Raw genomic sequence first — 15,270 nt, forward strand, 5'->3', positions numbered from 1 at the left:
CCACGGAAAAGAGCGCCCGACCACTGGTCGGGCGCTCTTTCGTGGTGAAGTGCCCGGATTCGGCCCGATGCCACGGGCCCGTCGGGTCGGTTCCCTGCGGTACGGTCGCGACGCTTCGGCCTGCCCGCCCACTGTCGTAAAGGATTTCTTCGTACTAAGGTGCGGCGGAGAAGGTAAGTTCCAGGCGGCGCGAGGGGAGAAGTGGCGTGAACAGGTGGAAGCGGCTGGCCCCGGTCACCGCCGTGGTGGCCTCGGCCGCGATGGTGCTGACCGGCTGCGGAGGCTCCGACGACAAGGCGGGCGACGACAGCAAGCTCACGGTCTGGATGATGGGCGAGGGCGGCGACGCGCAGAACAAGTTCCTCGACGGCGTCGAGGCGGAGTTCCGCCAGAAGCACCCCGACACCGATGTGGTCGTGCAGTACATCCCCTGGCTGGAGGCGCCCAAGAAGTTCCAGGCCGCGCTCGCCGGTGGTGAGGGACCGGACATCACCGAGCTGGGCAACACCGAGACCCAGGGCTGGGCCGCGCAGGAGGCGCTCGCCGACGTCAGCGGCCGGATGGGCGGCTGGGCCGACGGCAAGGACCTGCTGCCCGACCTGGTCCGCAACGCGCAGCTCGACGGCAAGCAGTACGGCGTCCCCTGGTACGCGGGCGTGCGGGCGATCTACTACCGCACCGACTGGTTCGCCGAGGCGGGCGTCCAGCCGCCGAAGACCTGGGACGACCTGGTCACGGTGGCCAAGACCGTGCAGGCGAAGAAGCCGGGCACCTACGGCATCGCGCTGCCGGGCAACTCCGAGCTGCCCTTCTACTCCTTCCTCTGGGGCGCTGGCGCGGAGATCGCGACAAACCAGGGCGGCGCCTGGAAGTCCGGCTACACGACGCCGGAGGCGCAGCGGGCCGTCAAGTACTGGACCGACCTCGTGACCGTCCACAAGGTGGCCCCGCCGGCCGCCGCCGGGTGGAACGAGATCGACGCGCGCACCCAGTTCGCCACCGGCAAGGCCGCCATGGCGTTCGCCGGTAGCTGGCAGCAGGCCGCCATCAAGAAGGACAACCCCGAGATCGAGAAGGTCTGGGGTACGTTCCCGATCCCCGGCCCGGACGGCAAGGCCGCGCCCGGCTTCGCGGGCGGTTCGGACGTGGCGATCTGGAAGGACAGCGAGCGCCAGGATCTGGCCTGGGACTACCTGACGGTGCTGCTGAACAAGAAGAACTCGCAGAGCTTCGCGAGCAGCCTCGGCTTCTTCCCGGTCTACCAGGATCTGGTCGCCGGTGACACGTACGCCAACGACAAGGTGATGGCGGCGTTCGCCACCACCATGCAGAACACCAAGCTCACGCCGCTCACCCCGAAGTGGGTGGAGGTCAGCCGGACGAAGACGGTGACCCAGGCGATGAACAGCTCGGTCATGAAGGGTCAGAAGACGGTCGAGAAGGCCACCGCCGACGCGGCCGCCGAGATGGAAGGCATCTTGAACAGCAAGTGAGCTTACTGACCAAGAGCGCCGAGACGTCCGCCGCGCGGGAGACCCCCGCGCGGCGGCGTCGCCCGGTGGACCGCCTGCCGTACCTGCTTCTCCTGCCCGCACTCGTCATCATCGGGGTGCTGCTGCTCTGGCCGCTCGGCCAGGTGGTGGCGATGTCCTTCTACCGGCTCAACAGCGTCCGGCAGTTGCGCGGCGACCGGGAGTGGCCCTGGGTGGGGCTGGGCAACTACACCGAGATCCTCTCCGACCCGTTCTTCCTGACCGTGCTGCGCAACACGGTCCTGTTCGCCGCGGCGAACGTGCTGCTCACGATGGTGCTCGGCACCCTGGTCGGGCTGCTGCTCAACCGGCTCGGCCGCAAGATGGCCACCTTCGTCGCCAGTTGCGTGATGCTCGCCTGGGCCACCCCGGCGCTCACCGGCACGATCGTCTGGAAGTGGATCTTCGACGACACCAGCGGCATGGTCACCTGGCTGTTCAACGCGCTGCCGGACGGGTTCTCCCACGCCCTGTTCGGCCGCAGCGACTGGACCGGCTACGGCTGGTTCAACTCGCCGCTGCTCTTCTTCGCCATCCTCACCCTGGTGGTCGTGTGGCACTCGTTCCCGTTCATCGCGGTGAGCGTGCTCGCCGGCCTGAAGAGCGTGCCGAGTGAGTTGCACGAGGCGGCCCGGGTGGACGGCGCCAGCCCGTGGCGGGTCTTCTGGAAGATCACGTTCCCGCTGCTGCGCCCGGTCTTCGGGATCCTGATCGTGCTCTCCACCATCTGGGACTTCAAGGTCTTCACCCAGCAGTTCGTCCTGGCCGGCGGCACCCAGGACCGGCCGACGTTCATGCTCTCCATCTACTCGTACGCCGAAGCCTTCTCTCCGCCACCGAAGTACGGCCTCGGCGCGGCCATCGCGGTGATCCTCACGCTGATCCTGCTCGTGGTGACCGGCTTCTACGTACGGATGGTGCTCAGGCAGGAGGACGAGTCGTGAAGAAGGTGGCCCTCAACGCCGCCGGGCTGCTGGTCGCGCTCTTCGCGGCGTTCCCGGTCTACTGGATGATCTCGACCTCGTTGAAGCCGAGCAGCGAGATCTTCTCGTCCACCCCGCAGCCGGTGCCGGCCCGCCCGACGCTGGCGCACTACCGGGAGATCCTGACCGGCAACCTGATCCCCGGCGTCAGCTTCCTGGACTTCTTCCTCAACAGCGCGATCGTCGCCGTCTCCACTGTGGTGCTCAGCGGCCTGGTCGCCCTGCTCGCCGCGACGGCGGTGGCCCGGTTCCGCTTCACGCTGCGGACCAGCTTCCTGATCATGCTGCTCGTGGTGCAGATGATCCCGCTGGAGGCGTTGGTCATCCCGCTGTTCCTGATGATCCAGCGGCTCGGGCTCTACAACACCCTGCCCAGCCTGATCCTCACGTACCTCGGCTTCTCGCTGCCGTTCGCGGTCTGGATGCTGCGCGGTTTCGTCGCCGCCGTGCCCAAGGAGCTGGAGGAGGCGGCGGCCATCGACGGCGCGAGCCGGGCCCAGACGTTCCGTCGGGTGCTGTTCCCGCTCGTCGCGCCCGGCCTGGTCGCCACCAGCATCTTCTCCTTCATCACCGCGTGGAACGAGCTGATCTTCGCGTTGACGTTCATCAACGACCAGGGTCGCTACACGCTGCCGGTGGCGATGACGTTCTTCTTCGGCCGCGACGACACCAACTGGGGTCCGGTCATGGCCGCCTCCACCCTGTTCACCCTGCCGGTCATCATCTTCTTCCTGCTGGTGCAGCGGCGGATGGTCTCCGGCCTGGTGGCCGGCGCCGTCAAGGGCTGACAGGTCGGACCCGACGACCGGCGGTCAGTCGGGGGGGTTGACGCAGCGTCAAGGTCAAGCCCGTACCGCGGATTCACCTAGGCTGTCCGTCATGACGGGCAGGGTGGCAGCGGTGAACCTCGGCATCGTGACCGAGGCGGCGTGGGCGGGCGACGCGAGCGGTCGCAGCGGCATCGACAAGCGACCGGTCGACGGGCCCGTGGCGGTGCTCACCGGTGGCCTGGCCGGTGACTTCATCGGCGAGCGGGCCGTGCACGGCGGGCCGGACAAGGCCGTCTACGCGTACGCCGAGGAGGACGCCGCGTGGTGGTCGGCCGAGATCGGCCGGTCGGTCCGCCCGGGCGGCTTCGGGGAGAACCTGACCACCTACGCGGTCGACGTGACCGGCGCGGTCATCGGCGAACAGTGGGCGGTGGGCACAGCGGTGCTCCAGGTGACGATGCCGCGTACTCCCTGCACGACGTTCGCGGGCTTCTGGGGTGTGCCCGACCTGATCCGGCGCTTCACCGTGCGGGCCTCCCCGGGGGCGTACCTGCGGGTGCTGCGCGAGGGCGAGGTGGGTGCCGGCGACCCGGTCGAGGTGGTGGAGCGGCCCGCGCACGGGGTGACCATCGGCGAGGTGTTCCGGGCGACCAGCCTGGAGCCGGAGCTGCTGCCCCGCCTGCTCGACGCGGACGACCTGCCGGAGCCGATCCGGGAGAAGGCCCGCCGCCGCCTGGCCTCGCGCGGCTGACCGCGCCGCCGCGAGGAACGCACGGCTGAGCGCGGTGCCGAGACGACACGCCAGCGTTGGGTAGCCGGCCGTCACGCTACCGACAGCGCGGCACCGGATGGCCCGGAAGCGGATACGAGAACGGCCCCCCGCCGACGGTGGCGGGGGGCCGTTCGCAGACGCAGGTGATCAGCGCAGCCAGGGGATGTTGCGGTCCAGCAGGCCGCGCTCCTTGAGCTCCTTGCGCAGCGGGATCTCGTCGTCGACGTACCCGTCCCAGTTGATGCCCCAGTAGTTGGCGGTGTGGGTGCCCTCACCGATCAGCTGGCGCTGCACGGGGGTGCGGTTGCGGTACCACTCGCCGTTCAGGTCCGGGTGCAGCTCGTCGAGCGGCCGGATCCAGCGGTAGGTGTAGCCGACGAAGAGCATCTTGCGGGTGATGGTCGACAGGTTCGTCGAGCGGGAGTGCCACTGCCGACGGTCGAAGATGAACGCGTCGCCCGGGTTCGCGGTGATCTCCACCGTGCCCTCCGGGTCCGGGTTGTGCACGCTGAGGTCCTTGGGCCGGTCCAGCGAGTTCCACAGGTGGCTGCCCGGGATGACCTTGGTGGCGCCACGGCCGGTCTGCGACAGGTCGGACAGCACGTACGCGACCTTCAGCGAGAACATCGGCCGGGGCAGGTTCGGGTCCATCGTCTCCGGGTCGGAGTTCTGCCGGTACCCGTCCTGGTGCCAGCCCCAGTACGGCTTCTCCGGCTCGGCGGCCGGCGGGGTGACGTCCAGGTGGTTGTGGTGGGTGTAGATGTTCCAGCCGGCCAGCCCCCACATGTACGGGAAGGCGATCGGGTGGGTGAGCAGCTCGCCGAAGAGCTCGTCACGCTCCAGGAAGCCCAGCAGGTGCAGCGTGCCGTCCTTCTTGGTGTTGCCCTTGGCCTGCTCCTCCGCGTAGACGCGGTCGACAGCCGCCTCCAGCGCCGCCCGGTGGTCCTCCGTCAGGACGTTGCGCAGCAGGAGGAAGCCCTGCTCGTGGAACTCCTTGCGGTCAGTGTCGCTGATCGGTTCGTAGCCGGTCCGGTCGCCGTAATCGAACACCGCGTCGTACCCCTCCCCATGAGGTGAAACCATTTCTGGCACAGGCCGCCGATCGTAACGCGACTGTCCAGACATCGGGGAGGGCGTGCGGCGCGGGCGGACCCGGACCAGACCATGTGCAGCGGTACTGCTGCGGACAGTGAGATTTCTGTGGTGAATTGGGCATCATGTGGTGCGGTGCCCGATTGTGCGGTGACTGCCGGTTAAGAGATCCGGGTCGTCAGCCCTCGGCGAAGACCTCGGCCACCACCTGACCCGCGGGGCCCTGCTCGCCGGTGACCCGGCCCCAGGTGCCGTTGCGGGCGGTCCACTCCAGGTCGCCGAAGCGGACCCGCTTCACCCCGTGGTCCTGGGCGTGCGAGACCAGCCAGTGCGCGTACCGCCAACCGTCGCGCTGGTCGTCCGCCGTCACCGCCAGCCCGGTCTGGCTGGCCGGGCCGGCGCTCGACACGCCCCAGTCCAGCACCAGGTTGCGGGTCAGTTGGGCGGTCGCCGCCGCGCCGTGCATCACCGGGGTACGCCCCACCGTGCAGGCCACCGCGCCGGTGACGTCGCCGAGCAGGGCCTTGCTGAGCACCTCGGAGTCGTCGGCCCACTTCTCGTACGCCTCGGGGAACGCCGAGCGCTGCACCCGCTGGGCGGCATCGGTGACCCGCATCTTCTCCCAGCCGCGCACCTTCTTCAGCGCCGCGTAGAACCTGTTCGCCGCGTAGCGGGAGTCGCGGATCTGCGCCGACGTGCCCCAGCCCTGACTCGGGCGCTGCTGGAACAGGCCGACCGAGTCCCGGTCGCCGTCGGCGAGGTTGCGCAGCCCCGACTCCTGGTAGGCGGTGGCCAGCGCGATCACCACGGCCCGCTCCGGCATCCCGCGCTGGGCGCCGATCGCCGCGATGGTCGCCGCGTTGGCCATCTGCTCGACGTCCAGCGCGACCCGGCCGTCGGCCTGGACCGTGCAGGTGCGTCCCGCCCGCGGCAGTCGCAGTTGATCCCCGACCTGCCGGACGACGAGCCAGATCGCGATCACAGCGACGAGGATGAGCACCACTCCACCCGCCACGGCTGCCCGAGTTCGCACCCACACCCCCTGATCGACAGTTCGACAAGCGTACGTCCCCGGTGGCGTCGTCCGGGTCGTCCGACCGGTTCGGGGTCCGCGCTGCCGCCGCGTACCGATCGGGACGTTCCCGCTCCGGCGCCGAACTCACCTGCCGCGCCGACCGGGCTCTGGGTTGTCTGCCACGTCACCCGACCTGGACGCCGGGAAGCGATTGACCGGTCAAGGACTTGACCGATTGACACGTCCCGGCCCTACCCGGCACGTCCCGCCCCTACCCGGCATGATCAGCGGAACCACCGTCCAGAGCGGCCACCCATCGAGCCAATCTCTTTTCCCGGAAGGCCAGGACCCCCTCGCGCCCCTCGTCGGAGAGGAAGTAACCGGTCGAGAGGGCGGACAGCCGCGCCAGGTCGGCCCGCAGCTCGGTGGTGCCCGGTCGGCGCAGCAGCTCCTTCGCGCCGGCCAGCGCGCCGGGCGCGCCGCGCACCAGCGAGTCGCAGTAGCGCCGTACCGCGTCGTCCAGCCCGTCGGCCGGCACGGCGGCCGTGACCAGGCCGATCTCGGCCGCCCGTCGGCCGTCGAAGGTGTCGCCGGTCAGGTACAGCTCGGCGGCGGCACGCGGGTGCAGGCGGGGCAGCACGGTTGCCGAGATCACCGCCGGGATCACCCCGATCCGCACCTCGGTGAAGGCGAACGTCGCCTCGTCGGCGCAGACCGCCAGGTCGGCGGCCGCGATCAGGCCCAGCCCGCCGGCCCGAGCCGGCCCGGCGACCCGCGCGAGCACCGGCTTCGGGCAGTCCCAGAGCGCCGCCAGCACGTCGCCCAGCATCCCGGCCGGCACCGTTCCGCTGGCGTACGCCGCGGCGGTCTCCTTCAGGTCCGCGCCCGCGCAGAAGACCGGGCCCGTGTGGTCCAGCACGATCACCCGGACCGCGTCGTCGGCCGCCGCGTCGGCCAGTCCGGCCAGCAACTGGGTCATCAGGGCGGTGGAGAGCGCATTGCGGTTGTGTGGGCTGTCCAGGGTGAGGGTGGTCACCCCACGGGCCGTGGCGACCCGCACGAGGACGTCGGGAGAGGTCATGCCGGGCACACTAGTGGCCATGCCCGGCGTCCTTCCAGATGGTGAGACCGTCCCCGTCGACGGATCGCTGCCCGCCACCGCCACCTCGGCGGTCGGCGCGCGCGGCTTCGGCGTGTACGTCCACGTGCCGTTCTGCGCCAGTCGCTGCGGCTACTGCGACTTCAACACCTACACGGCCGCCGAGCTGGGCGGGGGCGCCAGCCGCGAGGCGTACGCCGACACCGTGCTGGCCGAGCTGTCGCTCGCCGCCCGGGTGCTCGGCGACAGTCCGCCGCCCCGGGTCGACACGGTCTTCGTCGGCGGCGGCACCCCGACCCTGCTCCCCGCCGACGACCTGGCCCGCATCCTCGACGGCATCGACCGCACCTGGGGGCTCGCCGCCGACGTCGAGGTGACCACCGAGGCCAACCCGGAGTCGGTGACCCCGGAGTCGTTGCGGCGGCTGCGGGCGGCCGGCTACACCCGGATCTCGCTGGGCATGCAGTCCGCTTCCCCGGGGGTGCTGGCGATCCTGGACCGCAAACACAGCGCCGGTCGGGCCACCGCCGCCGCCTTGGAGGCACGCGACGCCGGGTTCGAGCACGTCAACCTGGACCTGATCTACGGCACGCCGGGGGAGCGGGCCGAGGACTTCGCCGCCACGCTGGAGCAGGTCGTCGCCGCCGGGGTCGATCACGTCAGCGCGTACGCCCTCATCGTCGAGGACGGCACCCGGCTCGCCGCCCGGATGCGGCGCGGCGAGCTGGCGTACCCCAGCGACGACGTCGCCGCGGACCGCTACCTGGCCGCGGAGGCCGCCCTCGACGCGGCCGGCCTGTCCTGGTACGAGGTGTCCAACTGGGCGCGCACCGACGCGGCCCGGTGCCGGCACAACCTGCTCTACTGGACCGGCGCGGACTGGTGGGGGCTCGGCCCGGGGGCGCACAGCCACGTCGGCGGGGTGCGCTGGTGGAACGTCAAGCACCCCACGACGTACGCCCAGCGGCTGGCCTCCGGCGCGTCACCCGGCCTGGCCCGCGAGGTGCTCACCGTCGACGAGGCCCACATGGAGGACGTGATGCTCCGGCTGCGGCTCGCCAGCGGGCTGCCGCTGGCGGTGCTCGACGCGGCCGGCCGGGCCGGCGCCGAGCGGGCCCTCGCCGACGGCCTGCTGGCCGCCGGGGACTACGCCGCCGGCCGAGCGGCGCTCACCCTGCGCGGCCGGCTGCTCGCCGACGCGGTCGTCCGCGACCTGCTGCCCTGACCCGGACGCGCGGCCCGGCCGGCAGGTGCGACCGACCGTCGCCGGTCAGCCCGCGCCCCGGCCGGCCGTGCGGGCGGTGCGCCGGACCGGCCGGGGGAGCGGCCGGCCCGGATCACTTGACGAGGTTGGCCGAGAGGGGGTAGCGGTAGAGGCTGCCCTCGTTGGCCTTGATGCCGGCGAGGATGCCGAACACGGCACCGAGGATGATGGCCGCCCCGACGCCGATGAAGCCGATCAGGATGCACGAGAGCACCCAGCCGACCAGGCCGACGATCGACCAGATGAGCTGGAAGTTGAGCGCGGCGACGGCGTGCGCCCGGACCGTCGGGGACTGGTTGCCCCGGGCCAGCATCGCCACCAGCGGGGCGACCCAGCCGAGCACGCCCCCACTGATGATCATGCCGGCCGCGCCGCCGAAGTGCGCGACCAGCGCCCAGGTCTTGTCCTCGTTGTTGGCGTAGCCGCCGCCGGGGCCGCTGAAGGCGCCGCCGGTCGGATACCCGCCAGTCGGGCCGCCCGGGGGGTAACCGCCCGGCGGGGGGTAACCACCTGGCGGAGGGTAGCCGCCCGACGGCGGTTGGTCACCGGTGGGCGGCGGATAGCCACCGGCCGGGGGATAGCCGGCCGGGTCGGGTGCCCCGGACAGTGGTGCGGTGGGCGGCTCGGCCGCGGAAGGCGAGCCCGGGAGAGTCGGCTCCGGCGGGTAACTGCCGGGGTCTCCCGCGCCGGGAGGGCGAGGTGGTTCAGTCATGACTGTCACGGTAGGTGTCGGCGGCAACGTCGCACCAGAGCGATACCGCCCGGCCGCGCGGGCCGATCGGCCCGCGCAAGGTGGCGCGGGCCGCACCCACGGCCTGTCGTTGATCATCGCGTCGGCGGGGGTGCCGACGTAGACTGGCACTCGTTACAGTCGAGTGCCAGGACGGCCGTCGGCCCCGGGTGGGCCGCCGGCCGACGTGCGACAGGAGGTGCGGAGGATGGGTCTGGACGACCGCAAGCTCGCCGTGCTCCGCGCCATCGTCGAGGACTACGTCTCCACCCAGGAGCCGGTCGGCAGCAAGGCGCTGGTCGAGCGCCACCAGCTCGGGGTCTCCCCGGCGACGGTCCGCAACGACATGGCCGTGCTGGAGGAGGAGGGCTACATCCGGCAGCCGCACACCAGTGCCGGCCGGGTGCCCACCGACCGCGGCTACCGCCTCTTCGTCGACCGGCTGTCCCGGGTCAAGCCGCTCAGTCCCGCCGAACGTCGGGCCATCGAGCGCTTCCTCGTCGGCGCGGTCGATCTCGACGACGTGGTGCACCGCACCGTGCGCCTGCTCGCCCAGCTCACCCGGCAGGTGGCCGTCGTGCAGTACCCGAGCCTGGCCCGCTCCTCGGTGCGGCACCTGGAGCTGGTGCCGATCTCCACCACCCGGCTGATGCTCGTCATGATCGCCGACACCGGGCGGGTCGAGCAGCGGCTGGTGGAGCTGCCCGGCCCGGTCCCCGCCGACGACGTCACCGACCTGCGCCGGCTCGTCAACGAGAAGCTCGCCGGCGCCCGGCTGTCCGAGACCCCGCCGCTGGTGCAGGCGCTGGTCGAGGAGGCGCCGGCCGAGCTGCGTCCGGCGATGACCACCCTCTCCACCGTCCTGCTGGAGACGCTTGTCGAGCGGCACGAGGAACGCATCGCCCTGGCCGGCACCGCCAACCTCACCCGGGGCGGCCTACTCGACTTCCAGGGCTCGCTGCGACCCATCCTGGAGGCGCTGGAGGAGGAGGTCGTGCTGCTCAAGCTCATCGGCGAGACCGAGCCCAGCACGACCCGGGTCCTGATCGGCGACGAGAACGAGTTCGACAACCTGCGCGCCGCCTCGGTGGTCAGCACCGGGTACGGCCCGGGGGCCACCATCGTGGGCGGCCTCGGCGTGTTGGGGCCCACCCGCATGGACTACCCCGGCACCATCGCCACGGTGCGCGCCGTGGCACGCTACGTGGGCGAGCTGCTGGCCCAGAACTGACCAGTCAGGGCCGACGGCCGGCTGCGGCCGCCGGTCGGCGTAACGCGAGACGAACATGAGGACACGGAACGCAGTGGCCAGGGACTACTACGGCATCCTCGGTGTCAGCCGGGAAGCCTCCGATGACGAGATCAAGCGCGCCTACCGCAAGCTGGCACGCCAGTTCCACCCGGACGTCAATCCGGACCCGGAGGCCCAGGAGAAGTTCAAGGACATCAACGCCGCGTACGAGGTCCTCTCGGACGACCGGAAGCGGCAGATCGTCGACCTGGGTGGCGACCCGCTCGCCCCGGGAGGCGGCGGCGCGGGCGGCCCGGGTGGCCCGGGGGGAGCCGGCCCGTTCGTCGGCTTCCAGGACATCATGGACGCGTTCTTCGGCGGCGCGGCAGGTGGCGCCCGTGGCCCACGGCCGCGGACCCGGCCGGGCGCCGACGCGATCCTGCGGCTCGAACTCGACCTGCACGAGACGGCGTTCGGCGTCGAGGCCCCGATCACCGTCGACACCGCGGTGCTCTGCACCACCTGCTCGGGCGCCGGCACGGCAGCCGGCACCCACCTGGCCACCTGCGAGGCGTGCGGCGGTCGGGGCGAGGTGCAGTCGGTGCAGCGCACCTTCCTCGGCCAGGTGGTCTCCGCCCGGCCGTGCACCGTCTGCCAGGGCTACGGCACGACCATCCCGCACCCCTGCCCCACCTGTGCCGGCGACGGCCGGGTGCGCACCCGCCGTTCGCTCACCGTCAAGATCCCGGCCGGTGTCGAGGACGGCATGCGGATCCGGCTGGCCCAGCAGGGCGAGGTCGGCCCGGGCGGCGGCACCGCCGGTGACCTCTACGTGGAGATCCACGAGAGGCCACACGACGTCTACTCCCGCAAGGGCGACGACCTGCACTGCCGGGTCACCGTGCCGATGACCGCCGCCGCGCTGGGCACCCGGCTCACCATCAAGACGCTGGACAGCGAGGAGACCGTCGACGTCAAGGCCGGCACCCAGCCGGCCAGCACGCTGCGGCTGCGCGCCCGGGGTGTGCCGCACCTGCGCGGCACCGGCCGGGGTGACCTCTACGTGCACCTCGACGTCCGGACGCCCACCAAGCTCGACCCCGACCAGGAGAAGATGCTGCGCGACTTCGCCAAGACCCGGGGTGAGGAGGTCGCCGAGCTGACCAAGCAGGGCGGCTTCTTCTCCCGGATGCGCGACGCGTTCAACGGCCACGCCTGACGTGTCCGCGCCGCTCTTTTTGGTCGACGCGCTGCCCACCGGCGACGCGCTGACCCTCGACGGGCCCGAGGGGCACCACGCCGCCACCGTGCAGCGGCTGCGCGTCGGCGAGGAACTGCTGCTCGCCGACGGGCGGGGTGGCACGGCCGCCGCCGTGGTCACCGCCGTCGGCAGGGGCAGCCTGGAGGTCACCGTCACCTCCCGGGAGTACGCGGACGCGCCCGTACCCCGGATCGTCACCGTGCAGGGCATCGCCAAGGGTGACCGGGGCGAGCTGGCCGTGCAGGCGATGACCGAGGTCGGGGTGGACGAGATCGTGCCCTGGGCGGCGTCGCGCTCGGTGGTCCAGTGGCGCGGCGACCGGGGCGTACGGGCCCGCGAGAAGTGGGTCGCCACCGCCCGCGAGGCGGCGAAGCAGGCCCGCCGGCCCTGGCTGCCGGTGGTGGCCGGCGCGCCCGACGAGTCCACCGCGACGGTCGCCCGCCGCATCGCCGGCGCCGCCGCCGGGTTCGTCCTGCACGAGGAGGCCGAGGAGCGGCTCACCACCGCCGACCTGCCCTCCATCGGTGAGATCGTCCTGGTCGTCGGCCCCGAGGGCGGCATCGCTCCGGCCGAGATGACCGCCTTCCGCGAGGCCGGCGGCCGGCCGGTACGCCTCGGGCCGGAGGTGCTGCGGACCTCCACGGCCGGCGTGGCCGCGCTCAGCGTGCTCGCCACCCGCCTCGGCCGCTGGTAGTCCCACCGCTAGCTGTGGTGACTCGTGTAGCTGTGGTGACTCGTGCCCCGACCCAGGCTCCCACCTTGTCCGCGTCCTTTGCTCTGCTTCAACCGACGCAACAGTTTCGGCCGTTGAGTGTTGCCGTGGTTGAAGCAGAGCAAAGGACGTGATGAGCAGGCGGGAGGCCCTGGCCGGTGGCGGCGCGGGCTGGCGGGTGGTCAGGTGCGCAGGTAGGAGGCGCCGTTGAGGTCGACGATCGTGCCGGAGGCCCACTCGGCCTCGGGGGACGCCAGCCAGTGCACCGCGGCGGCGATCTCCTCCGGCCGGGCCACCCGGTCGAACGGGCTCTGCGCCCGGATCGCCGCGCCCTCCGTACCGCTCAGGTACTCGGTGACCATGTCGGTCGCCACGAAGCCCGGCGCGACGGTGGCGACCGTGATGCCGTACGGCGCGAGGGCCACGGCGAGGGACTGGCCCAGCGCGTTGAGCCCCGCCTTGCTGGCCCCGTACGCCGGCTGGTGCGGCTCGCCGCGGAACGCGCCCCGGGACGAGACGTTGACGATCCGCCCGCCGCGTTCACGCATGTGCTGGGCGGCGCACCAGATGACGTTGCCGGCGCCGGTCAGGTTGGTCTCCAGCACCTGCCGCCAGCGTTGCTGCCACTGCTCGTAGGAGGCGCCGAAGATCGGGTGCGGGTCGTCCCGGTCGCCGTACGTCCCGGCGTTGTTGACCAGCACGTCCAGCCCGCCGAGCAGTTCGGCGGCCCGGTCGACCATGGCCCGGACGGCGTCCGGGTCGGTGAGGTCGGCGCGGACCACCACGTGCCCCGAGCCGGGCAGCCCCGCGCGCAGCTCCTCGGCCGCGTCGCCGGAGTCGCGGTGGTGGATGGCCACCCGGTCGCCGCTGGCGGCGAACGCCTCCACCACCGCGCGGCCGATGCCACGCGAGGAACCAGTCACCAGTACCGCCCGATCCGTCATGCCGGCCATCCTGCCTCAGCCGTGCCCCGCGTCCTTACACTGCCCCGATGGGATCCGACTGCCTGTTCTGCCGCATCGTCGCCGGGGAGATTCCGGCCACCGTGGTCCGGGAGACCGCCACCACGCTCGCCTTCCGCGACATCGACCCGAAGGCCCCGGTGCACGTCCTGGTCATTCCGAAGGAGCACTACGCCGACGTCGCCACGCTCGCCGAGGGTGACCCGGCGCTGGCCGGTGCGGTGCTCGCCACGGCCGCCGCGGTGGCCGATGACGAGGGGCTGCTCGGCGACGGGTTCCGGCTGATGTTCAACACCGGGGTGTACGGCGGGCAGGAGGTGTTCCACGCGCACGCGCACCTGCTCGGTGGCGCGCCGCTCGGCCCGATGCTCGCCCGGGACCTGGCGTGACGGCCGGCCCGTACGCGCACGACCGGTTGGGCCGGCTGGTCCGCCGGGTGCAGGCCGACGCCCGGGTGCCGGCGGTGTCGGCGGCGCTGCACCGGGCCGACCGACCGCTGTGGAGCTGCACTGTCGGGGGCACCGGCACCGACAGCCCGTTGGGTCCGGGCACCCAGTTCCGGATCGGCTCGGTCACCAAGACCTTCACGGCGGTGCTCACCCTCCAGTGCCGCGACGACGGGCTGCTGGACCTGGATGACCCGGTGGGCCGGCACCTGGACCTTCCCGCACACGGCGAGCTGACCGTGCGCCGGCTGCTGTCGCACACCGGCGGACTGCAACGCGAGCCGTTCGGTGACGTCTGGGACACCCTGAACGCGCCGGACGCCGAGCAGTTGGTGGCCGGGCTGGACCGCGCCGAGCGGGTGTTGCCCACCGGCCGGCGTTTCCACTACTCCAACCTGGGCCTCGCCGTGCTCGGCCTGCTGGTCGGTCGGCTGCGCGGGGGCAGCTGGGCGGAGGTGCTCGCCGAGCGGGTGCTGACGCCGCTGGGGCTGACCGACACGACCGTGACCCCTCGGCCCTCGGCGGCCACCGGCTACCTGGTCGACGCGTACTCCGACGAGGCGCACCCGGAGCCGCCGACCGACTTCGGCGCGGTGGGCCCGGCCGCCCAGCTCTGGAGCACCGCGACCGACATGGCCCGCTGGGCGGCGTTCCTCGCCGACCCGGCGGCGCTCGACCCGGCCGGCGCGGTGCTCGCCCCGGGCACCCTGGACGAGATGCGCTGGCCGTTGACCACGACCGACGAGACGCTCTGGGGCGCCGGCTTCGGGCTCGGCCTGATCCTCGTCCCGCAGGGCGAGCGGGTGGTGCACGTGGGGCACGACGGGGCGATGCCCGGCTTCCTGGCCGGCGTGTACGGCCGGCGGGGTGGCGACGGCACGGCCGGCGCGATGGGCGCCGCGGTGCTCGGCTCGTCCGGCACAGCGGCCGAGTTGCTCGAACTGCCGCACCGGCTGCTCACCGAGGCGGTCGAGCACGATCCCGCCGACATCGAGCCGTGGACGCCCGGCGCACCCGCTCCGGCGGCCCTGCGGGGGGTGCTCGGCCGCTGGTGGGGCGAGGGTTTCGAGTACGTCTTCTCCTGGCACGACGGCGCCCTGCGGGCGCGCGGGGCCGGGGATGCGGCCGGCCGCCCCCCGGCGGTCTTCGCACCGCTGCCGGACCGGCCGGACGTGTTCCGGACCGTCTCCGGCCGGGAGGTCGGCGAGCTGCTGCGGCTGACCCGGGACGAAGCTCAGACGGTGGTCCGGATGCACTGGGCGACCTACCGGTTCACCCGCCACCAGGAGACCTTCGACCGGTACGACTTCCGGGCCGGGAGTTGATCGCGGCCAGCGGAAATGGGCGCGATGCGGCCCGCGTTGACCCGATACGATGGGTGTAACGTCCGCACGCCGTGCC

The 15,270-nt window shown here is 72.2% G+C and carries 15 protein-coding genes; 10 read left to right on the forward strand and 5 right to left on the reverse strand.

Annotation, left to right across the window (positions count from 1 at the left end; translation table 11 throughout):
- Positions 1–206: 206 nt before the first annotated feature.
- From ACFYPR_RS28600 to ACFYPR_RS28615, 4 genes are all read left to right on the forward strand, one after another.
- Positions 207–1,493 carry a sugar ABC transporter substrate-binding protein gene (locus tag ACFYPR_RS28600; RefSeq protein WP_354857971.1) on the forward strand — a complete coding sequence of 429 codons (1,287 nt, stop codon included), beginning with the start codon at positions 207–209 and terminating at the stop codon, positions 1,491–1,493.
- Positions 1,490–2,476 (forward strand): carbohydrate ABC transporter permease, encoded by a 987-nt coding sequence (locus ACFYPR_RS28605; protein WP_387263482.1) that lies wholly within the window; start codon positions 1,490–1,492, stop codon positions 2,474–2,476. The genes ACFYPR_RS28600 and ACFYPR_RS28605 overlap by 4 nt, the downstream gene beginning before the upstream one ends.
- Complete coding sequence (locus ACFYPR_RS28610; protein WP_354857977.1) at positions 2,473–3,303, forward strand: carbohydrate ABC transporter permease; 831 nt, start codon at positions 2,473–2,475, stop codon at positions 3,301–3,303. The genes ACFYPR_RS28605 and ACFYPR_RS28610 overlap by 4 nt, the downstream gene beginning before the upstream one ends.
- A 91-nt stretch (positions 3,304–3,394) precedes the next feature.
- Positions 3,395–4,036: an MOSC domain-containing protein gene (locus ACFYPR_RS28615; RefSeq protein ID WP_354857980.1), complete on the forward strand. Its 642-nt coding sequence runs from the start codon at positions 3,395–3,397 to the stop codon at positions 4,034–4,036.
- Positions 4,037–4,204: 168 nt separating this feature from the next.
- On the opposite strand, the gene ACFYPR_RS28620 is transcribed toward ACFYPR_RS28615, so the two are convergent.
- From ACFYPR_RS28620 to ACFYPR_RS28630, 3 genes are all read right to left on the reverse strand, one after another.
- The gene (locus ACFYPR_RS28620; protein ID WP_354857982.1) at positions 4,205–5,107 is read right to left on the reverse strand and encodes a phytanoyl-CoA dioxygenase family protein; all 903 of its coding nucleotides are present in this window, start codon (positions 5,105–5,107) and stop codon (positions 4,205–4,207) included.
- A 220-nt stretch (positions 5,108–5,327) separates the two neighbouring features.
- Positions 5,328–6,182 carry a hypothetical protein gene (locus ACFYPR_RS28625; RefSeq protein ID WP_387263485.1) on the reverse strand — a complete coding sequence of 285 codons (855 nt, stop codon included), beginning with the start codon at positions 6,180–6,182 and terminating at the stop codon, positions 5,328–5,330.
- 253 nt (positions 6,183–6,435) lie between these two features.
- Complete coding sequence (locus ACFYPR_RS28630; protein ID WP_354857987.1) at positions 6,436–7,245, reverse strand: enoyl-CoA hydratase-related protein; 810 nt, start codon at positions 7,243–7,245, stop codon at positions 6,436–6,438.
- Between the two features lie 19 nt (positions 7,246–7,264).
- Between ACFYPR_RS28630 and hemW the strand changes: the two genes are divergently transcribed.
- Positions 7,265–8,488, forward strand: coding sequence for a radical SAM family heme chaperone HemW (hemW, locus tag ACFYPR_RS28635; RefSeq protein WP_387263666.1), 1,224 nt, complete (start codon positions 7,265–7,267; stop codon positions 8,486–8,488).
- A gap of 112 nt (positions 8,489–8,600) precedes the next feature.
- Here hemW and ACFYPR_RS28640 read toward each other — a convergent pair whose 3' ends face one another.
- Positions 8,601–9,239 carry a DUF4870 domain-containing protein gene (locus ACFYPR_RS28640; protein WP_387263487.1) on the reverse strand — a complete coding sequence of 213 codons (639 nt, stop codon included), beginning with the start codon at positions 9,237–9,239 and terminating at the stop codon, positions 8,601–8,603.
- A 226-nt stretch (positions 9,240–9,465) separates the two neighbouring features.
- On the opposite strand from ACFYPR_RS28640, the gene hrcA reads away from it, so the two are divergent.
- The 3 genes from hrcA to ACFYPR_RS28655 all read left to right on the forward strand — a co-directional run bounded on the left by hrcA (position 9,466) and on the right by ACFYPR_RS28655 (position 12,443).
- Positions 9,466–10,488, forward strand: a complete 1,023-nt coding sequence (gene hrcA / locus ACFYPR_RS28645; RefSeq protein ID WP_354862040.1) for a heat-inducible transcriptional repressor HrcA — start codon at positions 9,466–9,468, stop codon at positions 10,486–10,488.
- 73 nt (positions 10,489–10,561) lie between these two features.
- A complete protein-coding gene (gene dnaJ / locus ACFYPR_RS28650; RefSeq protein WP_172899204.1) occupies positions 10,562–11,707 on the forward strand; it encodes a molecular chaperone DnaJ in 1,146 nt (381 codons plus the stop codon).
- 1 nt (position 11,708) lies between these two features.
- On the forward strand, positions 11,709–12,443 hold the full coding sequence (locus ACFYPR_RS28655) for a 16S rRNA (uracil(1498)-N(3))-methyltransferase (RefSeq protein WP_387263489.1): 735 nt from the start codon (positions 11,709–11,711) through the stop codon (positions 12,441–12,443).
- Positions 12,444–12,643: 200 nt separating this feature from the next.
- On the opposite strand, the gene ACFYPR_RS28660 is transcribed toward ACFYPR_RS28655, so the two are convergent.
- Positions 12,644–13,405 (reverse strand): SDR family NAD(P)-dependent oxidoreductase, encoded by a 762-nt coding sequence (locus ACFYPR_RS28660; RefSeq protein WP_387263492.1) that lies wholly within the window; start codon positions 13,403–13,405, stop codon positions 12,644–12,646.
- 47 nt (positions 13,406–13,452) lie between these two features.
- On the opposite strand from ACFYPR_RS28660, the gene ACFYPR_RS28665 reads away from it, so the two are divergent.
- Positions 13,453–13,812 (forward strand): histidine triad nucleotide-binding protein, encoded by a 360-nt coding sequence (locus ACFYPR_RS28665; protein ID WP_354862031.1) that lies wholly within the window; start codon positions 13,453–13,455, stop codon positions 13,810–13,812.
- Complete coding sequence (locus ACFYPR_RS28670; RefSeq protein WP_355067063.1) at positions 13,809–15,194, forward strand: serine hydrolase domain-containing protein; 1,386 nt, start codon at positions 13,809–13,811, stop codon at positions 15,192–15,194. Before ACFYPR_RS28665 ends, ACFYPR_RS28670 begins: the two co-directional genes overlap by 4 nt.
- Positions 15,195–15,270: the final 76 nt, after the last annotated feature.

Origin of the sequence: Micromonospora sp. NPDC005254, assembly GCF_042872525.1 — a bacterium.
Classification (GTDB): Bacteria; Actinomycetota; Actinomycetes; order Mycobacteriales; family Micromonosporaceae; genus Micromonospora.

Coding starts and splice junctions, on each gene's coding strand:
- ACFYPR_RS28615 (WP_354857980.1), top strand. CDS start 3,395: ATGACGGGCAGGGTGGCAGCGGTGAACCTCGGCATCGTGACCGAGGCG.
- ACFYPR_RS28630 (WP_354857987.1), bottom strand. CDS start 7,245: ATGACCTCTCCCGACGTCCTCGTGCGGGTCGCCACGGCCCGTGGGGTG.
- hemW (WP_387263666.1), top strand. CDS start 7,265: ATGCCCGGCGTCCTTCCAGATGGTGAGACCGTCCCCGTCGACGGATCG.
- ACFYPR_RS28640 (WP_387263487.1), bottom strand. CDS start 9,239: ATGACTGAACCACCTCGCCCTCCCGGCGCGGGAGACCCCGGCAGTTAC.
- hrcA (WP_354862040.1), top strand. CDS start 9,466: ATGGGTCTGGACGACCGCAAGCTCGCCGTGCTCCGCGCCATCGTCGAG.
- ACFYPR_RS28660 (WP_387263492.1), bottom strand. CDS start 13,405: ATGACGGATCGGGCGGTACTGGTGACTGGTTCCTCGCGTGGCATCGGC.
- ACFYPR_RS28665 (WP_354862031.1), top strand. CDS start 13,453: ATGGGATCCGACTGCCTGTTCTGCCGCATCGTCGCCGGGGAGATTCCG.